This is a genomic window from Pelagibius litoralis, from assembly GCF_011683915.1.
GTDB classification, from domain to species: domain Bacteria; phylum Pseudomonadota; class Alphaproteobacteria; order Kiloniellales; family Kiloniellaceae; genus Pelagibius; species Pelagibius litoralis.
In genome coordinates, this window is record NZ_JAAQPH010000015.1 from 157684 (window position 1) to 177506 (window position 19823).

Here is a 19823-nt window from a genome sequence, read left to right on the forward strand (position 1 = left end):
GGTGTCACAGGGCCTTATCGAGGCAGCGATTGCCGCCATGGACAAGGCCTATGCGCCCTACTCCAGGTTCGCCGTCGGCGCGGCCCTGCGCGGAGCGAACGGTGGCCTCTATGCCGGCTGTAACGTCGAAAATGCGGCCTATCCCCAGGGCTGGTGTGCCGAGACCACGGCCATTGCGGCGATGGTTATGGCTGGTGAAAAGCGTATCGAAGAGGTTGCCGTCGCCGGGCACGGCGAGGCCCTGGTGACGCCCTGCGGCGGTTGCCGCCAGCGCCTCAGGGAGTTCGCCGGCGACGATCTTGTGATACATATCTGCGGACCGGAGGGCCTGCGCAGGACGGTGACCCTGGGTGAACTTCTGCCGCTCTCCTTTGGTCCCGAAAACCTGACCTGACCGGACGATCCGCCCAGTAGAAAGGATCTTTCATGTTCGAGGAAGCGGCTGCCACCGCCGCCATGATCCGCGACCGGGTCGCGACCCCCCCGCGTGTTGCACTGGTGTTGGGCTCCGGCCTCGGTGCGGTGGCCGAAGCGGTGGTCGACCCGCAGATCATTCCCTACGGCGACCTGCCGGGGTTTCCGCGCCCTTCCGTTGCCGGCCACGGCGGCAGCCTGAGTCTGGGTAAGATCGCCGGGCTTCCGGTCGCCGTGCTGCAGGGGCGGGCGCACTTCTATGAGAGTGGCCGTGCCGATGGCATGAACCTGGCCCTGGCGACCCTGAAGGCCTTGGGCTGCGAGCATCTGATCCTGACCAACGCCGCCGGGTCGCTGCGCGAAGATGTCGGGCCCGGGCGCCTCATGCTGATCCGCGATCACATCAACTTCGCCGGCGTTTCGCCGCTCTTCGGGGTCGGTGGGAACGAGCGCTTCGTCGATCTGGTGGATGCTTACGATCCGGATGCGCGTGCCCGTATCAAAGCAGTGGCGGAGCGGCTGTCCATTCCCTTGGCCGAGGGCGTCTATGTCTGGTTCTGCGGACCGCATTTCGAAACCCCGGCGGAGATCAAGGCGGTGCAGATCCTGGGCGGCGATGCGGTGGGCATGTCGACGGTGCCGGAGGTGATCGTTGCCCGCATGCTGGGGCTCAGGGTCGCGGCGCTGTCGATGATCACCAACCTGGCGGCGGGCCTGTCGGACCAGGCGATCTCCCACGAACAGACCATGCGCTCCGCGACCGGCGCGGCGGCCGACATGACCCGTCTTTTGACGGCCTATCTTGAGGAATTTGGCGATGGCGCATGACCAGCAGGACAGAAAGGCCGTCGCCGCGCGGGCGCTCGGCCTGCTCGACCTGACGAGCCTGAACGACGACGATGACGCGGCCGCCGTTGAGGCGCTGTGTACCCGGGCGCGCAGTCCTTTCGGTCCCGTGGCCGCCGTCTGCGTCTGGCCCCGCTTTGTGGCCCAGGCCAAGCAGCTTCTGCACGACAGCGGCATCAAGGTGGCTGCGGTCGCCAACTTCCCCGAAGGCGGCGACGACATGGCCGCGGCGCTGCGCGATACCCGGGAGATCGTGGCCCAGGGCGGCGACGAGGTCGACCTTGTCATGCCCTATGGCCGCTGGCTCGCCGGGGACCGCGACTTCGCCCAGAAGATGATTGCCGCCTGCAAGCGGGCCTGCGGCGATGGCGCGCGCCTTAAAGTCATTCTGGAAACCGGCAGGCTGCAAGACGCCACGCGCATCTACGAAGCCAGCCGTGACGCCATCGAAGCGGGTGCGGATATGATCAAGACCTCGACCGGCAAGGTCGAAGTCTCCGCCACATTGGAAGCGGCCGAGGCCATGCTCCGGGCGATCAAGGATTCAGGCCGCGATGTCGGCTTCAAGGCCGCCGGCGGCATTCGCGACACGGCAACGGCGGGCGACTACCTGGCCCTGGCCGACCGTATCATGGGCCCTGACTGGGCCGACCCCTGGCGTTTCCGTTTCGGGGCCTCGGGCGTTCTGAACGACCTTCTGGCCGTCCTCGGTGATGAGGCCGCGCCGACCGGACAACAGGGCTACTGATGGGTTTCCTGCCGCAGGAGATCATCCGCCGCAAGCGCGATGGCAACGGCCTGTCCGAAGCGGAGATCGCGGGCTTCGTCGCCGGGATCGCCGACCGGAGCATCGGCGAAGGCCAGGTCGCCGCCTTTGCCATGGCGGTCTTCCTGCGCGGCATGACACGCGAGGAAGCGGTTTTCCTGACCCGCGCCATGACCAATTCCGGCCAACAGTTGGACTGGACGGCCCTGGACCTGCCCGGGCCCTGCCTCGACAAGCATTCGACCGGCGGGGTGGGGGATAAGGTCAGCCTGATCCTGGGCCCCCTGCTGGCGGCCTGCGGTGCCTTCGTACCGATGATCTCCGGCCGCGGCCTCGGCCATACCGGCGGCACTTTGGACAAGCTGGATTCGATTCCCGGTTACAACACGGCCCCTGATATCGATGCTTTCCGCCGGGTGGTGAAGACGGCCGGCTGCGCCATCATCGGGCAGACCGCGGATCTGGCGCCCGCCGACCGGCGGCTTTACGCGGTCCGCGATGTGACGGCGACGGTGGAATCCATTCCCCTGATCACCGCCTCCATCCTGTCGAAAAAGCTGGCCGCCGGCCTGCAGGGCCTGGTGATGGATGTGAAGACCGGCAGCGGCGCCTTCGCATCGACGCCGGAAGAAGCGCAGGCCCTGGCCGAGAGCATTGTCGGCGTTGCCTGCGGCGCCGGCCTGCCGACCACCGCCTTGATCACCGACATGAACCAACCGCTGGGAACCACCGCCGGCAATGCCCTGGAAGTCGCCGAGTCGGTTGCCATGCTGACGACCGGAAAGGGCGATGGCCGGCTGCGAGACCTGGTGCTGGCGCTGGCGGTTGAGATGCTGCTGCTGGGGGATCTGGCGGAGAACCGGGCGGCGGCGGAGGCCAAGGTGGAGGCGGCTTTGACGACCGGGGCGGCGGCGGAGAGGTTCGCGGCCATGGTCGGCGCGCTCGGCGGGCCGGCCGACTTTGTCGAGCGGGCAGCGGACTACCTTCCCAAGGCACCGGTGCAGCGCCCGGTTCCCGCACCGGCCGCAGGTTACCTCGCAGCCTGCGATACCAGGGCTGTCGGCCTGGCGGTGATCGGTCTGGGCGGGGGGCGGCGCAGGGTTGAAGACAGCATCGATCACACTGTGGGTTTCAGCGGTCTGCTGCCGCTTGGCACGGCGCTGCAGGCCGGCGATCCGCTGGCAATCGTTCACGCCAGGACTGAGGAAGCCGCAGCGGATGCAATCGCAGGCTTGCAGGAGGCCTTCACCATCGGTCAGACTGAACCTGATGCAATGGCCGCGCCGCTGGTCCATCGGCGCATCACGGGCGATGATACCTAAGCGGTTGATATAAGCGCTTGTTTGGGGTCGGGAATGTTTGACGCAGCAGCAGCGCTGGAACGCAGAGCCGGAACCGAAGGTCCGCTGCGCTTTGCCGCGCCTGAGGGCGGCAAGCTGACGCCTGAAATGACCACGGCCTTCGGGCGCAACGGTTTCCTGGTTCTGGAGGACATGGTTGCCGCCGCAGACTGCGATGCCCTGATCGCCCGGGCCGAAGCGCTGGTTGAGGATTTCGATCCCAACGATGTGGCGTCTGTTTTTTCGACCCGTGGCCAAGTGCATGGCAGGGATCAGTACTTTCAGGAATCCGGCGACAAGGTTCGTTTTTTCTTCGAGGAGGAAGCCTTCGACGAGGCCGGTGCCCTGCGCCAGGCCAAGCGCCTTTCGATCAACAAGATCGGTCACGCCCAGCACGACCTGGACCCCGTCTTCTTCGCCTTCTCCCACAAACCCGCCCTGAACGCCGTGACGACCGGGCTGGGGATGGTCCAGCCGTTGCTGCTGCAGTCCATGTATATCTTCAAGCAGCCGCACATCGGCGGTGAGGTGGGCTGGCATCAGGATTCGACCTTCCTGCGTACCGACCCCTTGAGCGTCATCGGCCTGTGGTTCGCGCTGGAGGATGCCACCGTCGAAAACGGTTGCCTCTGGGCCTTGCCGGGCGCTCATGGGGGTCCGCTGCGGCAGCGCTGGCGGCGCGACGGCGCGGCCCTGGTGATGGACCGGCTGGACGACAGCCCCTGGCCCGAGGAAACCGCGGTGCCGCTGGAAGTCGCCAAGGGCAGCCTTGTGGTGCTGCACGGAAAGCTGCCCCACGGCAGCCTGCCGAACCGCTCCCGGCGTTCGCGCCATGCCTACACCCTGCACGTCATTGACGGTGCCTGCGACTATCCGGCCGACAACTGGCTGCAGCGCGCCGAAGGTTTGCCGCTGCGTGGTTTCGCCGCCGATGGCGTTCAAGAATCGATATAGGACTTACGGCGCTCTGCGCCGACCCGTTTGCCGCTTAACACTTTTGGTTTGGAGAAGATGATGCCTCATTTTCGCATTGCCAGATTTCTTAGCCCTGTTTTCATCCTGGCCCTTCTCGCGGCAACGCCTGCGGCCTGGGCGGAATCGGTCACGCTGACCCTGCTGCACATCAATGACCTCGACCGGATCGAGGAGTCCAAGGGCCGGGGCGGTCTCGCCCGCATCATGGCCCTGGTGAAGCAGGAACGGGCCGCCGCCGACAACGTCGTCTTCACCCACGGCGGCGACACCATCTCGCCCTCTCTGCTGTCCAGCTTCGACAAGGGCGCCCACATGATCGACCTCTACAACGAGGCCGAACTGGATCTGTTCGTGCTCGGCAATCATGAGTTCGACTTCGGGCCGGAGGTGGTGGCTGAGCGTATCGCCGAAGCGCGCTTTCCCATCCTGGCCAGCAACGCGCGCGACAGCGACGGTGAGTTGGTGGATGGTACCCTCGCCACCTGGACCGCCCAGGCCGGCCCCTACAAGATTGGTTTTTTTGGCCTGGTGACGCCGGAAACGCCTGACATATCAAGCCCGGGCAGCGTCACCTTCGCGCCACTGCTGCAGTCCGCCCGCCGCCTTTCCGACCAGCTCCGCGAAGAGGGCGCCGACCTGATCGTCGCTCTCGGTCATATCGGGATCGAAGAGGATCTGCTGCTGATGCGGGCCGACAGCGGCATCGACCTCCTGCTGTCCGGCCACGATCATCTGCTGGTCACCTACTACGACGGGCAGAGGGGCTTCGTCGAATCCGGTTCCCAGGGCGAAAACCTGATGGTTGTGGATGTGACCCTGGATATGGTGGAAAGCCGTGGCAGGAAGAGCTTCGTCTGGTCGCCCGCCTTCCGCATTCTTGACAGCCGGAACGCCGAACCCGATCCGGCCATGGCGGCCAAGGTTCAGGTCTATCTCGACCAGTTGAGCAAGGAACTGGACATCGCCGTCGGCAAGTCCGTCACGCCACTGGACAGCCGGCGCGCTTCGGTGCGCGGTGAGGAAACTGCGATCGGCAACTTGATCGCCGATGCCATGCGCCAGGGCGTCGGGGCCGATGTGGCGTTGACCAACGGCGGCGGCATCCGCGGCGACCGGACCTATGACGCCGGGATCGTGCTGACCCGCCGCGACATCCAGAGCGAACTGCCCTTCGGCAACAAGACGGTGAAACTCTCGCTGACCGGTGAGCAGTTGCACCAGGCGCTGGAGCATGGCTTCAGCAAGGTCGAGGAAGGGGCAGGGCGTTTTCCCAGCCTCTCCGGCATGACCGCGACCTGGAGCCGCAGCGCGCCGCCGGGCCAGCGCGTCAAGGCCGTCACCGTGGGCGGCCAGCCGCTCGACCTTGAGGCAACCTATACCCTGGCGACCAACGATTTCATCGCCAGGGGCGGCGATGGCTATGCGGTTTTCAAGGACACCGTACCGATGATCGATGCCGCCGCCGCAAAGTTCATGGCTTCCATGGTGATGGATTTCGTGGCTGCCGCCGGCGAGGTATCGCCCAAGGCCGAAGGCCGGGTGACGGCGGTGGACTGAAGGCTGCGATGATCGATACCCTTGCCTTCGATGCAGACGATACACTGTGGCACAATGAGCACCTGTTTCAGGATACCCAGCAAAAGCTCGCTGAGATCGTCGGCCGCTACAGGCCGGGGGAGGAGATTGCCGAGGCCCTTTATGCCGTGGAGATGCGCAACCTGGCGCTCTTCGGCTACGGCATCAAGGGCTTCACTCTTTCCATGGTCGAGGCTGCCATCGATCTGACGGCATCTCGGATCTCGGCTCAGGACGTTCACCGGATCGTTGCCCTCGGCAAGGCGATGATGACGGCCCCGGTGGAAATGCTGGAAGGGGTGGAGGAGGTCCTGGCCGATGTTTCGGGCCGCTACCGCACCATCCTCATCACCAAGGGCGATATGGTCGACCAGACCAGCAAGATCGAACGCTCCGGCCTGGCCGGCCACTTCGATGAGGTGGAGATCGTGGCGCGCAAGGACGCGGAGGCCTATAGCCGGGTCTTCGACCGTCATGTGATCGATCCCGCGCGAACGCTGATGGTCGGCAACTCCATGCCGTCGGATATCCTGCCGGTGCTGGAACTGGGCGGCCATGCGGCGCATGTGCCCTACGCGATTCTCTGGGCCCATGAGGCCCACGACGAGGACCCGGTGAGCGAGCGTTTCCATCGCCTGGAACGTATGAGCGACCTGCGCGATCTCTTGTGCCACCTGAGGCGTCCGGGCCGACATTCATAATCAATTCAGCTATTTCTTGCTATAAAGGGCGGCTGGAAGGCGGAGCCTCGCCTCTGCCGGCTTTTCCGGCCCCTCAGATAGGAACCCGCTTATGCTGGCAGTCATCGGAGCCATGGACGAGGAGGTCACCCTCCTGCGTGCCGAAATGACCGACGTCAGCGCGGCCACCCACGCTGAAATCCTGGTGACGAAGGGCGATTTCAAGGGCACGCAGATCGCCCTGGCCCAGTGCGGTATCGGCAAGGTGAATGCGGCGATCTGCACCCAGATGCTGGTCAACCTCTACAAGCCCGATGCCTTGGTCTTCAGCGGCGTCGCCGGCGGCCTGCTGCCCAATATGCAGGTCGGCGACCTGGTGATCGCCAGTCATCTGATCCAGTTCGACATCGACCTGACGGCCTTTGGCCGGCGCCATGGCGAGCTGCCGGATTCCGACCGCATGATCCAGTCCGACCCGGGCCTGGTGGAGAAGACCACCGAGGCCTTCGACGCGGCCTTCAACGGCGGAGCAGACGAGCCCAACCTGATGATCGGCACGGTCGTTTCCGGCGATCGCTTCGTTGAGGATTCGAAAACCCTTCGCTGGCTGCAGCGTGAGTTCGGCGCCCTGGCGACGGAGATGGAGGGGGCCGCCGTCGGCTATACCTGCCAGCTCAACGCGGTGCCTTTTGTCGTTACCCGCGGCCTCTCCGACACCGCCAACGAGTCGGCGCCCGACGACTTCAAGTCCAACCTGGAAACCGTCTGCAAGAACTCCTTCCGCCTGATGGAACGGCTTATCCCCGCGCTTGCGTAGGAAGTCAGCGGATGACGAGCGGCTCGTTCGAGAGCCAGTAGTCGTCGCCCTCGAACCAAACCTCTTGCGCGTCTGCTGTCGGTTTACCGAGATGCAGGGCGCGGATGGGTATCTCCTTCCCGTTCAGGGACGTCAAAGCCTCCTGTAGGCGCATTTCCTCGGCCGACCGCCGGGCACCATCGCAGTGAAAAAATCCGCAAGCGCCGAGAGACGCGGCTTCGAAACCTGCATCTGTCTTCTCTAACCGCAGGAGAAACCCCCAGCCGTCCGCCGTGGTCAGGGGGATCATCATCCTGCCGCCGGGTGATAACCTGTTGATCCAGGCCGCTGCCGGATGCGTGGTGCCGGCAAAGGCTATGATGATGTCGGCTGCCGGCGTGGTGTCGCAGTCGACGCCGTTGCCCGCTGTCACATTGGCCTGGGGCCAGGGCCTCAGGTTTTCCTGCGCGCGCCGGGCCAGATAGTCATCCAGTTCGATGGCCTCCACCCTGCTTTTGGGCCCGGCAATCTCGGTAAGGATCGCGGTGTAGTAGCCGGTCCCGGCCCCGATTTGCAGGACCGATTGACCGGGGGCGAGGTCGAGCTGGTCGAAGATGTAGGCCCAGAGCGACGGCTGGCCATTGTTGAGGTCCCGTTCCTCATCGATGGCAACGAGCACGTCGTGATAGAGCGCCGTCGGGTCGGCGGTTGGCGTGGTGTAGGGAGCGCCCAGCCGGCGGCGCGGATGGACCCGCCAGGGGCCAAGGCCGCAGAAGAGTTCCCGCGGCACCCGCGCAAAGGCCTCGACAACCGCCTCGTTGCGAAGGATCGGCGCGGCCACACGCAGATCCTCGGCGAACCAGCGGCGGGCTGTGTCGTGTGAGCGATCCATTGAGTCTGTCCTTCAGCAATCGTCCAACCTATAGGGCCCAAGCCTAGCACCCCTCCGGCGGGCTTGTGTGTGCCATCAGAGCTTACAAAGTTGGAGACAAGGCCGTTGGCCCGGGACCGGGGCCATGCTATGCGGCAGGCATGCTTGCCAGTCTTCCTGACCTGACCGACCTCGTGTTTCTGTTGCTCGGCGCCCTGGCGGCGGGCTTCGTGACCGGCTTCGCGGGCTTCGGCACCGGCCTTGTGGCTTCCGGTTTCTGGTTTCATGTGCTGCCCGCTGCCGTGGTGCCGCCTCTGGTGGTGATGGCCTCGGTCGCGGCGCAGTTTGTCAGCCTGATCGGCGTGAGACCGGTTTTCGATTGGGCCAGGGCGTTGCCCTACCTGATCGGTGGCGCGCTTGGCGTTCCCCTAGGCGTGGTGGCCTTGTCCCTGGCGTCGCCCGAACTGCTGCGGCTATCTGTCGGGATCTTCCTGGTCTTTTATGCGCTCTGCCAGTTCGCCGGGCTGACGCGGTTGAGCATCGGCGCCTGGGGCGGCCGCTCTTCGGACGCGGCGGTCGGCGTCGGTGGTGGGGTTCTGGGCGGCTTTGCCGGCCTGTCGGGACCGCTGCCGCTGATCTGGCTGCAGTTGCGCGGCGGTCCTTCCTTGAGTCAGCGGGCGGTCTATCAGCCCTTCAATCTCATCGTGCTTGCCCTGGCCGCAATCGGCATGGCCTCTGCCGGGCAGATTGACCGATTGGTCCTGAGTTCTCTGGTGATTGCCATTCCGGCTACGGTGATCGGCGCCTGGTTGGGCGCCCGCCTCTACCGCCAGGCCAGCGAGGCGGCTTTTCGCAAGGTGGTTCTTGGCCTGCTATTGACTTCCGGCGCGATGCTGACGATCCAGAGCCTTTGGTGAGAGACCCGGTTCCGCTAAGCTGCCTCCATCGATCGAAGGAGACGGATCATGCAGCATAAAGGCGGGTGTCACTGCGGGGCGCTGGGTATCGAATTTACCAGCGACATAGCGCCGGAGGACATGGAGGTACGGACCTGCCTCTGCAGCTTCTGCCGCAAGCACGGTTCTCGCGCAGTGTCCGACCCGGCGGGCGCGGTCCGCCTGATCCTTCGCGACGATGCGGTCGTGCAACGCTACCGCTTCGGATTGGCTACCGCCGATTATCTCCTCTGCGGGCGCTGCGGCGTTTATGTCTCTGCGGTGATTGAGGATGCGGGCCGGCACTACGCCATCGTGATCACCGGCGCGCTGGAGAACGCGAAGCGGTTCTCCCAGACGCCGATGCCGATGGACTACGATGCGGAAGACGAGGCGGCGCGCCGTGCCCGCAGACGCGCCAAGTGGACGCCGGCGGAAGTCGTCGTCGAGTCATCTTAGGGGCCTTAACGTGTGCGGCGCATCTCCGGATGCAGGCTGTGGTCCAGGATGTGTTCGCTGCGGCCGATCACATCGGCGCTGGCACCCACGATCAACGGGTCCGGCCCGCGCACGACACGCCTTTCCTTCTGCGGGTAGGGAAGGGTGGAGAGAAAATGCTGCATGCAGTTCAGCCGGGCCCGCTTCTTATCGTCCGACTTGATCACGGTCCAGGGCGCATCGGCGGTGTCGGTATAGAAAAACATCGCTTCCTTGGCCTCAGTGTAGTCGTCCCACTTCCCGAGGGAGGCTTTGTCGATCGGCGATAGTTTCCATTGCTTGAGCGGTTGGTGTTCGCGCGATTTGAAGCGGCGGAGCTGCTCCTCGCGCGTCACCGAGAACCAGTACTTGTAGAGCCTGACGCCGCTGCGTACCAGCATGCGTTCCAGCTCCGGGCATTGGCGCATGAACTCCAGATAGTCGTTGGCGGAGCAGAAATCCATCACCCGCTCGACCCCGGCCCGGTTGTACCAGGAGCGGTCGAACAACACGATCTCGCCGGCGCTCGGCAGATGCTCTATGTAGCGTTGGAAGTACCACTGGGATCTCTCCCGCTCACTCGGCTTTTCCAGGGCGATGACCCTTGCCCCTCGCGGATTGAGATGCTCCATGAAGCGCTTGATGGTCCCGCCCTTGCCGGCGGCGTCGCGGCCTTCGAAGATCAGCACGATTCTCTGGCCGGTCTGTTTGACCCATTCCTGGACCTTCAGCAGCTCGACCTGCAGTTCGGCCTTGTTGGTCTCATAGGCTTTGCGCCGTATCTTTGCCGCGTAGGGGTATTCGCCCGACTCAAAGGCGCGGCGGATCTCATCGGGATCGCGGCGTCTCTCGGCAAGACTGGGCGCCGGTTTTTCCTGGGCCTGTACTTCCGGCTGCTGTGGATCTTTCCCGTTCCCCGCGCTTGTATCCGCATCCGGCGCAACAGCGGTTGCTTCCTGCTGCGGTGCTGTACTGGTGGTATTGCTTTGTTTCGCGCGCGGTGGCACCGCTTTTTGGTCTTCAGCCATGATTCGATCTTCCCTGCCTGCCCGGGCGGCTTTTCGCCTCACCGTTCGTTCTGATAGGAACTTTTGACGTTTTGATCAGGTTTGACTATCTCACGTCTGCCCGGCTTCCGGATTGATGGAGATCAATGTCCGATGAATGTACTCGGGTACAGGCCGTCTCTGCCCGCTCTCCGGGGTTCGGGTTCTCGCCCATAAACAGCGGAGGCTGATCCGGTTCCCGGCGCGTCTGTACCGCCATCGCTTGACGGCCGGCCGAAAGATAGTTATGGAACGTCTGTTCAAGAATGGAGGTGGGCGTGGCGCGGCCGCGGGAGTTTGAGCAGGAAGCGGTGGTCGAAGCGGCCCTGGCGGTTTTTTGGCGTCAAGGCTATCAAGCGACCAGCATCCAGGATCTCGTGACGGCGACGGGTATCAACCGCGGCTCCCTCTACGATACCTTCGGCGACAAGCATGGCCTTTTCCTTGAAGCGGTGGATCACTATCGCCGGCGCTATACGGCGCGCCGCCTGGCCCAGTTGGAGACACCGGGCCCTCTGCGGCAGAAGCTGGCCGGTTTCTTCGATGAGATGATCGAGTTCTCGGTCGGCGAGGGCCGCCTGCTCGGCTGTCTGATGACCAACGCAGCGATCGAACTGGCGCCCCATGACCGCGATACGGCGGTTGCCGTGGCAGCCAGCATGGGGGCGATGGAGAAAACCTTTCATCGGCTGCTGATGGCGGCGCAGGCGGGGGGAGAGCTTTCCGCCGGGAAATCCCCGCGCGATCTTGGGCGGTTCTTCACGGCAACGGCGAACGGCCTGCGCGTGATGGCCAAGGTTTCGCCGGAGCGGGCCACACTGAAGAGTGTTGTGCGGGTTGCGCTGCAAGTGCTGGACTGAATTTTTTTGACTGATAATTGAATGATTGTTCCAAAAACCCTGTCTTACTGTCAACCTGAGGAGTTCCCCCAAAAATGCTGAAGCCCCGTGAAGCCGCCCCGGCCATGTCCTTCCCGACCGTCGATGGCGATACCTGGACCCTGTCGGAGCGCAACCCCAAGAGCCTCACCATGGTAGTCGCCTATCGCGGCCTGCACTGCCCGGTCTGCCGCGGCTATCTGAAAGAGCTGAACGATCGGGTCGACGATTTCGCCGAGCGCGGTGTCGAGGTCGTTGCGGTCAGCACCGATGAGGAGGATCGCGCCCGTTCCGCCAAAGCCGATTGGGAGCTCCCCAACCTGACCCTCGGCTACGGCCTCAGCGTGGATGCGGCGCGCAAGATGGGCCTTTACATCTCCACCAGCCGCGGCAAGACCTCCATCGGCATCGAAGAGCCGGAGAAGTTCAACGAGCCCGGCCTCTATCTGGTGAAGCCGGACGGCACGCTCTATTCGGCCTTCATTCAGACCACGCCTTTCGCCCGGCCGAAGCTGGAAGAGCTCCTGAAGGCGATCGACTTCGTCAATGCCAACGACTATCCGGCCCGCGGCGAAGCCTAAGACGGGCTCTCGCTCCAACGGACGGTGGCTTGGCCAGGTCACCGTCCGTACATCAACTATGCAACAATCCACAGATACAAGGGGGAGGGGGCCTCCCCGGCGGGGCCTTCTCGTCGCCTACAAAATCTGACTCAGGAACTCCCGCGTTCTCGGATCTTTCGCGTCGGTGAAAAACGTCGCCGGCGGGCCGTGTTCGACGATGACGCCGCGGTCGGTGAAGTAGATGTGGTCGGCCAGTTCGCGGGCGAAGCCCATTTCGTGGGTCACCAGGATGCAGGTCATGCCTTCCTCGGCCAGTTGGCGGATGGTGACCAGCACCTCTTTCACCGTCTCCGGGTCCAGCGCCGCGGTCACCTCGTCGAACAGCATCACGTCCGGGCGCATCGCCAGCGAGCGGGCGATGGCGACGCGCTGCTGCTGGCCGCCGGAAAGCTCCCCGGGGTAGGACTCCTCCTTGCCCTCCAGGCGCACCTTGGCGATCAGCGCGCGGGCGCGTTCCTCGACCTCCGCCTTGTCCTCCTTCAGCACCTTGATTGGCGCCATCATCACGTTCTCCAGCGCCGTCTTGTGGGGGAAGAGGTTGTACTGCTGGAACACCATGCCGGCCTTGCGGCGCAGCGCCAGCTTGTCCAACCTGGGGTCGTTCACCTCCTGCCCCTCGACCTTGATGGAGCCGCTGTCCATCGGCGTCAAAGCGTTGATGCAGCGGATGAAGGTCGACTTGCCGGAGCCCGAGGGCCCGATGATGCAGACCACGTCGCCCTTCATCAGGTCCATGGAAATACCCTTCAGCACCTCCAGATCGCCGAAGGACTTGTGCACGTCGCGGCATTCGATGATCGGTTGGTCCGGGGTCCAGGGGGTGGGAGCGTTCATGGGTGGTCTTTCGGATGCGCAGCGGCGTTTCGGTGAGCGGGTTTCTTCTGCAGGCACCGGGAGTCACCCTCACCCCGGCCCTCTCCCATCAAGGGAGAGGGGGAACCAACAAGGGATCGGTGAAATCCCCTCTCCCCTTGAGGGAGAGGGAGGGGCCCACGCAGTGGGAGGGTGAGGGGGACCTGCCTCGCAACAACACTAACCATCACAGCTTCACCTGATAGCGCCGTTCCAGGCGGCGGGTGGCGACGGCGATGGGGTAGCAGTAGGCGAAGAAGCAGATCAGCACGAAGCTGTAGAAGGGGATCAGCAGTTCCGGCCGGTTTTCGGCGGCGAGCGCACGGCCGGTCTGGGTCATCATCTCCGACACCCCGACGATGGAGGCCAGCACGGTCGCCATGGTGAGGATGGCGTAGAGGTTCATCCAGGGCGGCAGCATGCGTTTTACGCACTGCGGCAGGATGATCTCCCAGAGCGTCTGGCGCCGGGTGAAGGCGAGGGACTCGGCGGCTTCCCACTGGCCCGACGGCAGCGATTTGACGGCGCCGCGCACGATCTCCGACACGTTGGCCATGACCGGTAGGGCAAGCCCGATGGTCGCCTTCACCCAGTCGGGAAAGGGGATGGTGACGGGCCCGAGATTGAATTCGAAGGGCAGCAGGAACATGCAGAAGAACAGCAGCACCAGCCAGGGCGCGTTGCGGAAGAACTGGGTGACGAACCAGGAGCCACCGCGCACCGGCGGCAGCAGTGAGATCTGCATGAGGCCCAGCACCGCGCCGATACCGGTGCCGATGGCCATGGCGAGGAAGGAGATGGCGATGTTGAAGACGAAACCCTCCAGCATCACCGGCGCCCAGTTGATGAGGGCGGCAAAGGCGCTTTGCTTCTCAGGCGTGCCGCTTTGCGCCTCGGCGATGCCGGCGGAGAGCAGCAGGATCGCCAGCAGCCAGAAGCCGTGACGGGCCTTCAGGTGGGGCAGGGGAAAGCCGGCCGCGCGTTCCTTCTTTGCCGTGGCGGAGAGGCGCGCGGCGGCGGGCAACAGCACCGGCAGGTCGGTGGCGCCGTGGAGGACGGGTTTCTTTCCGAACATGTCCATCAGCCGAATCCCGGCAGCCGCATCGACCGCTCCCACCGGTTCATGAACCAGACCAGCACGCCGACCAGGAAGACATAGGCGATCAGCAGGAAGGTCATCATCTCCGGCACGTTCACCGAGTCCGACCAGATCTGGTTGGCCATGTAGAGCATCTCCGGCACCGCGATCGCATAGGCCAGGGTGGTGGTCTTCACCAGGTTCACCAGGTTGTTGTTCAGCGCCGGCAGGCAGACCCGGAAGGCCAGCGGCAGCACGATGTAGAGGTAGGTCTGCAGGCGGGTATAGCCCAGCGCCTCCGCCGCCTCCTTGGTGGACTCCGGCACCGCCTCCACGCCGGAGCGGAAGATCTCCACATTGAAGGCGCCGGCGAAAAAGGAGAGGGAGATTACGGCCCAGGCGAAGTTGCCCAGGATCGGCTCCTCGAAGCCGAAGCGGTTCTCCGTCGTCGGCAGGATGGAGCCGATGGCGAAATAGAAGAAGTAGAGCTGCACCAGCGGCGGCGTGTTGCGGAAGAATTCGATGTAGCCGGCAACGACGCGGCGCAGGATGATCGAGCGCGCACCCTGGGCCCAGGCGCCGACCACGCCGATCACCATCGACAGCACAAGGCAGATCACCGACAGCCAGATGGTCATGAAGAAACCATCGATCAGCCGGTTGCGGTCGTAGGAATCGTAGATGAAGGTAAGGTTGATTCCGGTGTCCTGATAGAAGACCCGGAACCAGTCGTAGACTGCCTCCACTGAGCCGCCGTCCCCCTTTATGTTTTCTTGTTCGGCGTAACCTTAGCGCATTTGGCGGTTAGATCGAAGTCCCCCTCACCCTCCCGCTTCGTGGGGCCCTCCCTCTCCCACGGAGGGGAGAGGGTAAGCAGGTGCCGCCGTAATTCCCCCTCTCCCCTTGTGGGAGAGGGTCGGGGTGAGGGGGCTCTTTTTGCTACCGCTCGATCGAAGGATTCACGCCGCGGAACTGGGCGTGCATCTTCTTGGCGAAGGGCGTTTGCTCCAGGCCGTACTTGGTTTCCAGATCCAGGATGCGGCCGGAGGTGTGCCAGTTCACGATCATGCCCGCCATCAGCGCGGCGAAGGCATCCTCGCCCTTCTTCACTGCCAGGCCCCAGGGGGCATCGTCGATGGTCGGCAGCGGCATGGACCAGCCCTTCCAGTCCTCGTCGCCAAGGCGCGAGACGATGAAGCTGTCGTCATAGACGAAGGCGACGCAGCGGTTCTGCTGCAGCGCGGTCAGTGCTTCGGCGGTGCCCTTGAAGGCGACGATGGTGGCGCCGTATTCCTCGGAGGTTTTGCGGTTGTAGAAAGCGCCCTGAATGCCGCAGACCGGCGCACCCTTCAGGTCTTCCCACTGGGCGAACTTACCCTTGGTCAGGATGTTGGTGCCGGAGGAGTAGTAGTTCGGATCGACGATCTGCACCACCTCGCGCCGGTCGTTGCGGTCGGTCATGGTGGCGATCATCAGGTCGATCTTGCCCTGCTCCAGAAACTGCATGCGGTTGGACGACACCACCGGCACCAGCTCCAGCTCGACGCCCAGGGTGTCGGCCACGTCCTGGGCCAGGTCAGGCTCCAGCCCGATGATCTTGCCGCTGCTGTCGAGGAAGCCATAGGGCGCGTAGTCGGCCTTCACGCCGACGACCAGCTTGCCGCGCTTGCGGATGTCGTCGATCACGTCGGCCGAGGCACCCGTCACCGCAAGGCCCGAGGCCAGTACCGCGATGCCGGCGGCCGCCGCCGTCGTCTTGATCCATTTTCTCATGAGACTCCCCTTTTTCTTCTGCTCAAGTTCTTGTTGTTCGGCGACCACACTAATGCGGCTTGATCGGACTGTCTACGCATGGAGGATATGCGTTCGGGGCTGCCGGTCTGCGTCTGACCATCCGTTTAATTGTTGCACTGCGAGAGACGGCTGGGCGGCGAAAGTCACCCTCACCCCGGCCCTCTCCCATCAAGGGAGAGGGTGAATGGAGGACGGCGCCGAACTGCCCCTCTCCCCTTTGTGGGAGAGGGAGGGGCCCACGCAGTGGGAGGGTGAGGGGGCCTTCCCCAACAACCGTTTTGCCATCTCACTTTGCTTGACGCCGCCCGCAAAGGGCGTGACAGTCGCCCAAACCAACCGGACAACCGGAAGCTGCCAAATGGGAAGCCGCGCCATGATCGTCGACAAAGAACCCGCCAGCCTGGACCCCCTGCGCCGGCGCCTGCGTGACCACCTGATGAAGGACGAGGCCACCGTGGTGAAGGCGCTGCTGGATGCGGCGGCGATCCCCCATGACGCCCAGGACCGTGTCGCCGAGCGCGCGCGCGCGCTGGTCGCCCAGGTGCGGCGGGAGCGGGTCGGCCAGGGCGGGCTCGATGCCTTCCTTCATGAGTTCGAGCTGTCGAGCAAGGAGGGCGTGGTCCTGATGTGCCTGGCCGAGGCGCTGCTGCGGGTGCCCGATGCGCTGACCGTCGACAAGCTGATCAAGGACAAGATCGCCGAAGCCGACTGGCAGGCCCATCTCGGGCAGAGCGAATCGCTTTTCGTCAACGCTTCGACCTGGGCCCTGATGCTGACCGGGCGGGTGGTGAAGCTGGACGGGCGCGATGTCCGCGACCTCGGCGGCACCCTGCGCCGCCTGGTGCAGAAGTCCGGCGAGCCGGTGATCCGCAGCGCCGTCACCCAGGCAATGCGTATCCTCGGCCGCCAGTTCGTCATGGGCCGCACCATCGAAGAGGCGCTGGAGCGGGCCAAGGCGGTCGAGAAAAAGGGCTACCGCTATTCCTACGACATGCTGGGCGAGGCGGCCCACACCATGGCCGATGCCGAACGCTACTTCCGGTCCTACCGCGACGCCATCGCCGCTATCGGCAAAGCCGCTGCAGGGCGCGGCGCCATCGACGCGCCGGGCATCTCCATCAAGCTTTCCGCCCTGCATCCGCGCTATGCCTATGCCCAGCGCGAGCGGGCTCTGCGCGAACTGGTGCCGCAGCTGAAGGCCCTGGCCCTGGACGCCAAGGCGGCAGACATCGGCCTGACGGTGGACGCCGAGGAGGCCGAGCGTCTCGACCTTTCCCTCGACATCATCGAGGCGGTTTCCGGCGATCCCGATCTGGCCGGCTGGAACGGTTTCGGTCTGGCGATACAGGCCTATCAGAAGCGCGCCCTGCCGCTCATCGACTGGCTGGCCGCCATGGCAAAACGCCATAACCGTCAGCTCATGGTGCGTCTGGTAAAGGGCGCCTACTGGGACAGCGAAGTGAAGCGCGCCCAGGAACAGGGGCTGGAGGGCTATCCGGTTTTCACCCGCAAGGCCTCCACCGATCTTTCCTACCTCGCCTGCGCTAAAAGGCTCCTGGCGGAGCCGGAGGCCTTCTATCCGCAATTCGCCACCCACAACGCCCATTCGCTGGCCTGGGTGCTGGATCAGGCGGGCAATCGCCAGGACTTCGAATTTCAGCGCCTCCACGGCATGGGCGAGGCGCTCTACGACCAGGTGGTGGGCGCCGACAAACTGGACCGGCCCTGCCGCATCTATGCGCCGGTCGGCAGCCACGAGGACCTGCTGGCCTATCTCGTGCGCCGCCTGCTGGAAAACGGCGCCAACTCCTCCTTCGTCAACCGCATCCAGGACGAGAAGCTGCCGGTGGACGAGATTGTCGCCGACCCCGCGGCCAAGCTGCGCGGGACCACGCAGATCCCCCATCCCGCCATTCCCCTGCCGGCCGACCTCTTCGGGGCGGAGCGCAAGAACGCCGCCGGCATCGATCTGAACGATCCGCGGGCCGTGACCGAGTTGCAGCAGGCCATGGCCTCCGCCGCTGCCGAATCCTGGGCCGCCGGGCCGATCGTCGGCGGCGTTGCGCAGACCGGCAGCGAACGCCGCATCGTCACCAACCCGGCCGATCGCGGTCAGGTGGTGGGCGAGATTTTCTGGGCGACGCCGGCGCAGGCTGAAGACGCGCTGTCCCGTGCCCAGCGCGCCGCCTTTGCCTGGAATGCGACCCCGGCGGCTGAGCGCGCCGCCTGTCTGGAGCGCGCCGCCAATCTGATGTCGGCACAGACGCCGCGGCTGATGGCCTTCTGCCAGCGCGAGGCGGGCAAGACCCTGGCCGACGGTATCGCGGAGGTTCGCGAAGCCGTCGACTTCCTGCGCTACTACGCCGCCCGCGCCCGGGCGGAGTTCGCAACACCGCTTTCCCTACCCGGTCCGACGGGGGAGCGTAACGAGATTTCGCTGCAGGGGCGCGGCGTTTTCCTCTGCATCTCACCCTGGAACTTTCCCCTGGCGATCTTCACAGGCCAGATCTCGGCGGCCCTGGCGGCCGGCAATGCGGTGATCGCCAAGCCGGCGGAACAGACCGGGATGGTGGCGGCAGAGGCCGTGCGCATGCTGCATCAGGCGGGTGTTCCGGGCGACGTCCTACATCTGTTGCCGGGCGACGGGCCGACCATCGCAGCGCCGCTGGTGAGCGACCCCCGTATTGCCGGCGTCGCCTTCACCGGCTCCACCGAGACCGCGCGCATCATCAATCAGGCGCTCGCTGCGCGCGAGGGGCCCATCGTGCCGCTGATTGCCGAGACCGGCGGGCAGAACGCCATGCTGGTGGACTCCACCGCCCTGCCGGAGCAGGTGGTCGAGGATGTCATCACCTCTGCCTTTCAGTCTGCCGGCCAGCGCTGCTCGGCCCTGCGGGTGCTGTTCCTGCAGGAAGATGTGGCGGATAAGATGCTGACCATGCTGAAGGGCGCGATGGCCGAGCTTGTGGTCGGCGATCCGGCCCTGCTCTCCACCGACGTCGGCCCGGTGATCGATGAGGAGGCCAGACAGATGTTGGAAGCGCACAAGGCGCTGATGGCGCGCGAGGCCAAACCGATCTATGAACCGGCACTGCCCGCGACCACGGCGGCGGGCAGTTTCGTTGCACCGGCTGCCTATGAGATCGCCGGCATCGATGTTCTGGAACGGGAGGTCTTCGGCCCGATCCTCCACGTCGTGCGCTTCCGCGCCGACCGCCTGGACCAGGTGCTGGACAGCATCGCCAACACCGGCTACGGCCTGACGCTGGGCGTGCACAGCCGCATCGACGCCACGGTGGAGCAGGTCTATCGCCGCCTGCCGGTCGGCAATGCCTATGTGAACCGCAACATCATCGGTGCCGTTGTCGGGGTGCAGCCTTTCGGCGGGCAGGGATTGTCAGGTACCGGCCCAAAGGCCGGCGGCCCGCGTTACCTCCACCGCTTCGCAACGGAAAAGACTCTCTCGGTCGATACTACGGCGGCCGGCGGCAACGCATCCCTGATGTCATTGCAGGAAGGCCTGTCGCGGTAAGGGGCGGGATCTCGCGATGAGGGCATTGCCCTTCGAGACGAACTTCTCGGCCCTTCTCAGTATGAGGCCCTCTACTTAGACCTCATGGTGAGGAGCGCTACAGGCGTGTCTGAACCACGCGCCGCATCTTCCCACTATTCATTTGTCACCCTCGGGCTTGACCCGAGGGTCCATCCTGCAGCAACGCGGCAGATGAACCATGGATGCTCGGGTCAAGCCCACTGGTGTCCGGTTTAGATTTGGTGGACTGAGCGCACGGTGTTGATTCTACTGGTGTCCAAGCGTTTGGCGACGTCCTGGGACACGAGAAAGGAACAACACCGTGCGCCACCACAATAGCGTTTT

19 protein-coding genes are annotated in these 19823 nt (G+C 64.7%); 13 read left to right on the plus strand and 6 right to left on the minus strand.

What is annotated here, in order from left to right; genetic code table 11:
• Nucleotide 1 precedes the first annotated feature (1 nt).
• The 8 genes from HBA54_RS19120 (at nucleotide 2) to HBA54_RS19155 (ending at nucleotide 7413) form a co-directional block, all read left to right on the plus strand.
• Nucleotides 2–394 (plus strand): cytidine deaminase, encoded by a 393-nt coding sequence (locus HBA54_RS19120; RefSeq protein ID WP_167227595.1) that lies wholly within the window; start codon nucleotides 2–4, stop codon nucleotides 392–394.
• A 32-nt stretch (nucleotides 395–426) separates the two neighbouring features.
• Nucleotides 427–1242, plus strand: coding sequence for a purine-nucleoside phosphorylase (locus tag HBA54_RS19125; RefSeq protein WP_167227597.1), 816 nt, complete (start codon nucleotides 427–429; stop codon nucleotides 1240–1242).
• Nucleotides 1232–2008: a deoxyribose-phosphate aldolase gene (gene deoC / locus HBA54_RS19130; RefSeq protein WP_167227599.1), complete on the plus strand. Its 777-nt coding sequence runs from the start codon at nucleotides 1232–1234 to the stop codon at nucleotides 2006–2008. The genes HBA54_RS19125 and deoC overlap by 11 nt, the downstream gene beginning before the upstream one ends.
• Complete coding sequence (gene deoA, locus HBA54_RS19135; protein ID WP_167227601.1) at nucleotides 2008–3348, plus strand: thymidine phosphorylase; 1341 nt, start codon at nucleotides 2008–2010, stop codon at nucleotides 3346–3348. Before deoC ends, deoA begins: the two co-directional genes overlap by 1 nt.
• Before the next feature lie 33 nt (nucleotides 3349–3381).
• Complete coding sequence (locus tag HBA54_RS19140; protein WP_205944760.1) at nucleotides 3382–4320, plus strand: phytanoyl-CoA dioxygenase family protein; 939 nt, start codon at nucleotides 3382–3384, stop codon at nucleotides 4318–4320.
• 57 nt (nucleotides 4321–4377) lie between these two features.
• Complete coding sequence (locus HBA54_RS19145) at nucleotides 4378–5898, plus strand: bifunctional metallophosphatase/5'-nucleotidase (protein ID WP_205944761.1); 1521 nt, start codon at nucleotides 4378–4380, stop codon at nucleotides 5896–5898.
• Nucleotides 5899–5906: 8 nt separating this feature from the next.
• On the plus strand, nucleotides 5907–6617 hold the full coding sequence (locus tag HBA54_RS19150; RefSeq protein WP_167227603.1) for an HAD family hydrolase: 711 nt from the start codon (nucleotides 5907–5909) through the stop codon (nucleotides 6615–6617).
• 91 nt (nucleotides 6618–6708) lie between these two features.
• Complete coding sequence (locus tag HBA54_RS19155; protein WP_167227605.1) at nucleotides 6709–7413, plus strand: 5'-methylthioadenosine/adenosylhomocysteine nucleosidase; 705 nt, start codon at nucleotides 6709–6711, stop codon at nucleotides 7411–7413.
• 4 nt (nucleotides 7414–7417) lie between these two features.
• Here HBA54_RS19155 and HBA54_RS19160 read toward each other — a convergent pair whose 3' ends face one another.
• Entirely contained in the window at nucleotides 7418–8284 is an 867-nt protein-coding gene (locus tag HBA54_RS19160; protein WP_167227607.1) for a protein-L-isoaspartate O-methyltransferase family protein, read from the minus strand.
• Between the two features lie 140 nt (nucleotides 8285–8424).
• On the opposite strand from HBA54_RS19160, the gene HBA54_RS19165 reads away from it, so the two are divergent.
• Nucleotides 8425–9180 (plus strand): sulfite exporter TauE/SafE family protein, encoded by a 756-nt coding sequence (locus HBA54_RS19165; protein WP_167227609.1) that lies wholly within the window; start codon nucleotides 8425–8427, stop codon nucleotides 9178–9180.
• A gap of 48 nt (nucleotides 9181–9228) precedes the next feature.
• Nucleotides 9229–9657, plus strand: a complete 429-nt coding sequence (locus HBA54_RS19170) for a GFA family protein (RefSeq protein WP_167227611.1) — start codon at nucleotides 9229–9231, stop codon at nucleotides 9655–9657.
• A 5-nt stretch (nucleotides 9658–9662) separates the two neighbouring features.
• Here the strand turns inward: HBA54_RS19170 and ppk2 are convergent, their stop codons facing one another.
• Nucleotides 9663–10703: a polyphosphate kinase 2 gene (gene ppk2 / locus HBA54_RS19175; RefSeq protein ID WP_167227613.1), complete on the minus strand. Its 1041-nt coding sequence runs from the start codon at nucleotides 10701–10703 to the stop codon at nucleotides 9663–9665.
• A gap of 296 nt (nucleotides 10704–10999) precedes the next feature.
• Here ppk2 and HBA54_RS19180 point away from each other — a divergent pair, with 296 nt between their 5' ends.
• Both HBA54_RS19180 and HBA54_RS19185 read left to right on the plus strand, forming a co-directional pair.
• Nucleotides 11000–11581 carry a TetR/AcrR family transcriptional regulator gene (locus HBA54_RS19180; protein WP_167227615.1) on the plus strand — a complete coding sequence of 194 codons (582 nt, stop codon included), beginning with the start codon at nucleotides 11000–11002 and terminating at the stop codon, nucleotides 11579–11581.
• Nucleotides 11582–11655: 74 nt separating this feature from the next.
• The gene (locus tag HBA54_RS19185) at nucleotides 11656–12180 is read left to right on the plus strand and encodes a peroxiredoxin-like family protein (RefSeq protein WP_167227617.1); all 525 of its coding nucleotides are present in this window, start codon (nucleotides 11656–11658) and stop codon (nucleotides 12178–12180) included.
• 117 nt (nucleotides 12181–12297) lie between these two features.
• Here HBA54_RS19185 and HBA54_RS19190 read toward each other — a convergent pair whose 3' ends face one another.
• The 4 genes from HBA54_RS19190 to HBA54_RS19205 all read right to left on the minus strand — a co-directional run bounded on the left by HBA54_RS19190 (nucleotide 12298) and on the right by HBA54_RS19205 (nucleotide 15925).
• The gene (locus HBA54_RS19190; protein ID WP_167227619.1) at nucleotides 12298–13056 is read right to left on the minus strand and encodes an amino acid ABC transporter ATP-binding protein; all 759 of its coding nucleotides are present in this window, start codon (nucleotides 13054–13056) and stop codon (nucleotides 12298–12300) included.
• A gap of 205 nt (nucleotides 13057–13261) precedes the next feature.
• On the minus strand, nucleotides 13262–14155 hold the full coding sequence (locus HBA54_RS19195) for an amino acid ABC transporter permease (protein ID WP_167227621.1): 894 nt from the start codon (nucleotides 14153–14155) through the stop codon (nucleotides 13262–13264).
• A complete protein-coding gene (locus HBA54_RS19200) occupies nucleotides 14155–14898 on the minus strand; it encodes an amino acid ABC transporter permease (RefSeq protein ID WP_167227623.1) in 744 nt (247 codons plus the stop codon). The genes HBA54_RS19195 and HBA54_RS19200 overlap by 1 nt, the downstream gene beginning before the upstream one ends.
• A gap of 193 nt (nucleotides 14899–15091) precedes the next feature.
• Nucleotides 15092–15925, minus strand: a complete 834-nt coding sequence (locus tag HBA54_RS19205; RefSeq protein WP_167227625.1) for a transporter substrate-binding domain-containing protein — start codon at nucleotides 15923–15925, stop codon at nucleotides 15092–15094.
• A gap of 394 nt (nucleotides 15926–16319) precedes the next feature.
• On the opposite strand from HBA54_RS19205, the gene putA reads away from it, so the two are divergent.
• A complete protein-coding gene (gene putA / locus HBA54_RS19210; protein ID WP_167227627.1) occupies nucleotides 16320–19478 on the plus strand; it encodes a bifunctional proline dehydrogenase/L-glutamate gamma-semialdehyde dehydrogenase PutA in 3159 nt (1052 codons plus the stop codon).
• The last annotated feature ends 345 nt before the right edge of the window (nucleotides 19479–19823 follow it).

Bases quoted from the DNA above. Each gene is read 5' to 3' on its own strand.
- deoA (WP_167227601.1), top strand. From the start codon at position 2,008: ATGGGTTTCCTGCCGCAGGAGATCATCCGCCGCAAGCGCGATGGCAAC.
- HBA54_RS19170 (WP_167227611.1), top strand. From the start codon at position 9,229: ATGCAGCATAAAGGCGGGTGTCACTGCGGGGCGCTGGGTATCGAATTT.
- HBA54_RS19160 (WP_167227607.1), bottom strand. From the start codon at position 8,284: ATGGATCGCTCACACGACACAGCCCGCCGCTGGTTCGCCGAGGATCTG.
- deoC (WP_167227599.1), top strand. From the start codon at position 1,232: ATGGCGCATGACCAGCAGGACAGAAAGGCCGTCGCCGCGCGGGCGCTC.
- HBA54_RS19125 (WP_167227597.1), top strand. From the start codon at position 427: ATGTTCGAGGAAGCGGCTGCCACCGCCGCCATGATCCGCGACCGGGTC.
- HBA54_RS19190 (WP_167227619.1), bottom strand. From the start codon at position 13,056: ATGAACGCTCCCACCCCCTGGACCCCGGACCAACCGATCATCGAATGC.
- HBA54_RS19205 (WP_167227625.1), bottom strand. From the start codon at position 15,925: ATGAGAAAATGGATCAAGACGACGGCGGCGGCCGCCGGCATCGCGGTA.
- HBA54_RS19150 (WP_167227603.1), top strand. From the start codon at position 5,907: ATGATCGATACCCTTGCCTTCGATGCAGACGATACACTGTGGCACAAT.
- putA (WP_167227627.1), top strand. From the start codon at position 16,320: ATGATCGTCGACAAAGAACCCGCCAGCCTGGACCCCCTGCGCCGGCGC.
- HBA54_RS19185 (WP_167227617.1), top strand. From the start codon at position 11,656: ATGCTGAAGCCCCGTGAAGCCGCCCCGGCCATGTCCTTCCCGACCGTC.
- HBA54_RS19140 (WP_205944760.1), top strand. From the start codon at position 3,382: ATGTTTGACGCAGCAGCAGCGCTGGAACGCAGAGCCGGAACCGAAGGT.
- HBA54_RS19195 (WP_167227621.1), bottom strand. From the start codon at position 14,155: ATGGACATGTTCGGAAAGAAACCCGTCCTCCACGGCGCCACCGACCTG.
- HBA54_RS19145 (WP_205944761.1), top strand. From the start codon at position 4,378: ATGATGCCTCATTTTCGCATTGCCAGATTTCTTAGCCCTGTTTTCATC.
- HBA54_RS19165 (WP_167227609.1), top strand. From the start codon at position 8,425: ATGCTTGCCAGTCTTCCTGACCTGACCGACCTCGTGTTTCTGTTGCTC.
- HBA54_RS19155 (WP_167227605.1), top strand. From the start codon at position 6,709: ATGCTGGCAGTCATCGGAGCCATGGACGAGGAGGTCACCCTCCTGCGT.
- ppk2 (WP_167227613.1), bottom strand. From the start codon at position 10,703: ATGGCTGAAGACCAAAAAGCGGTGCCACCGCGCGCGAAACAAAGCAAT.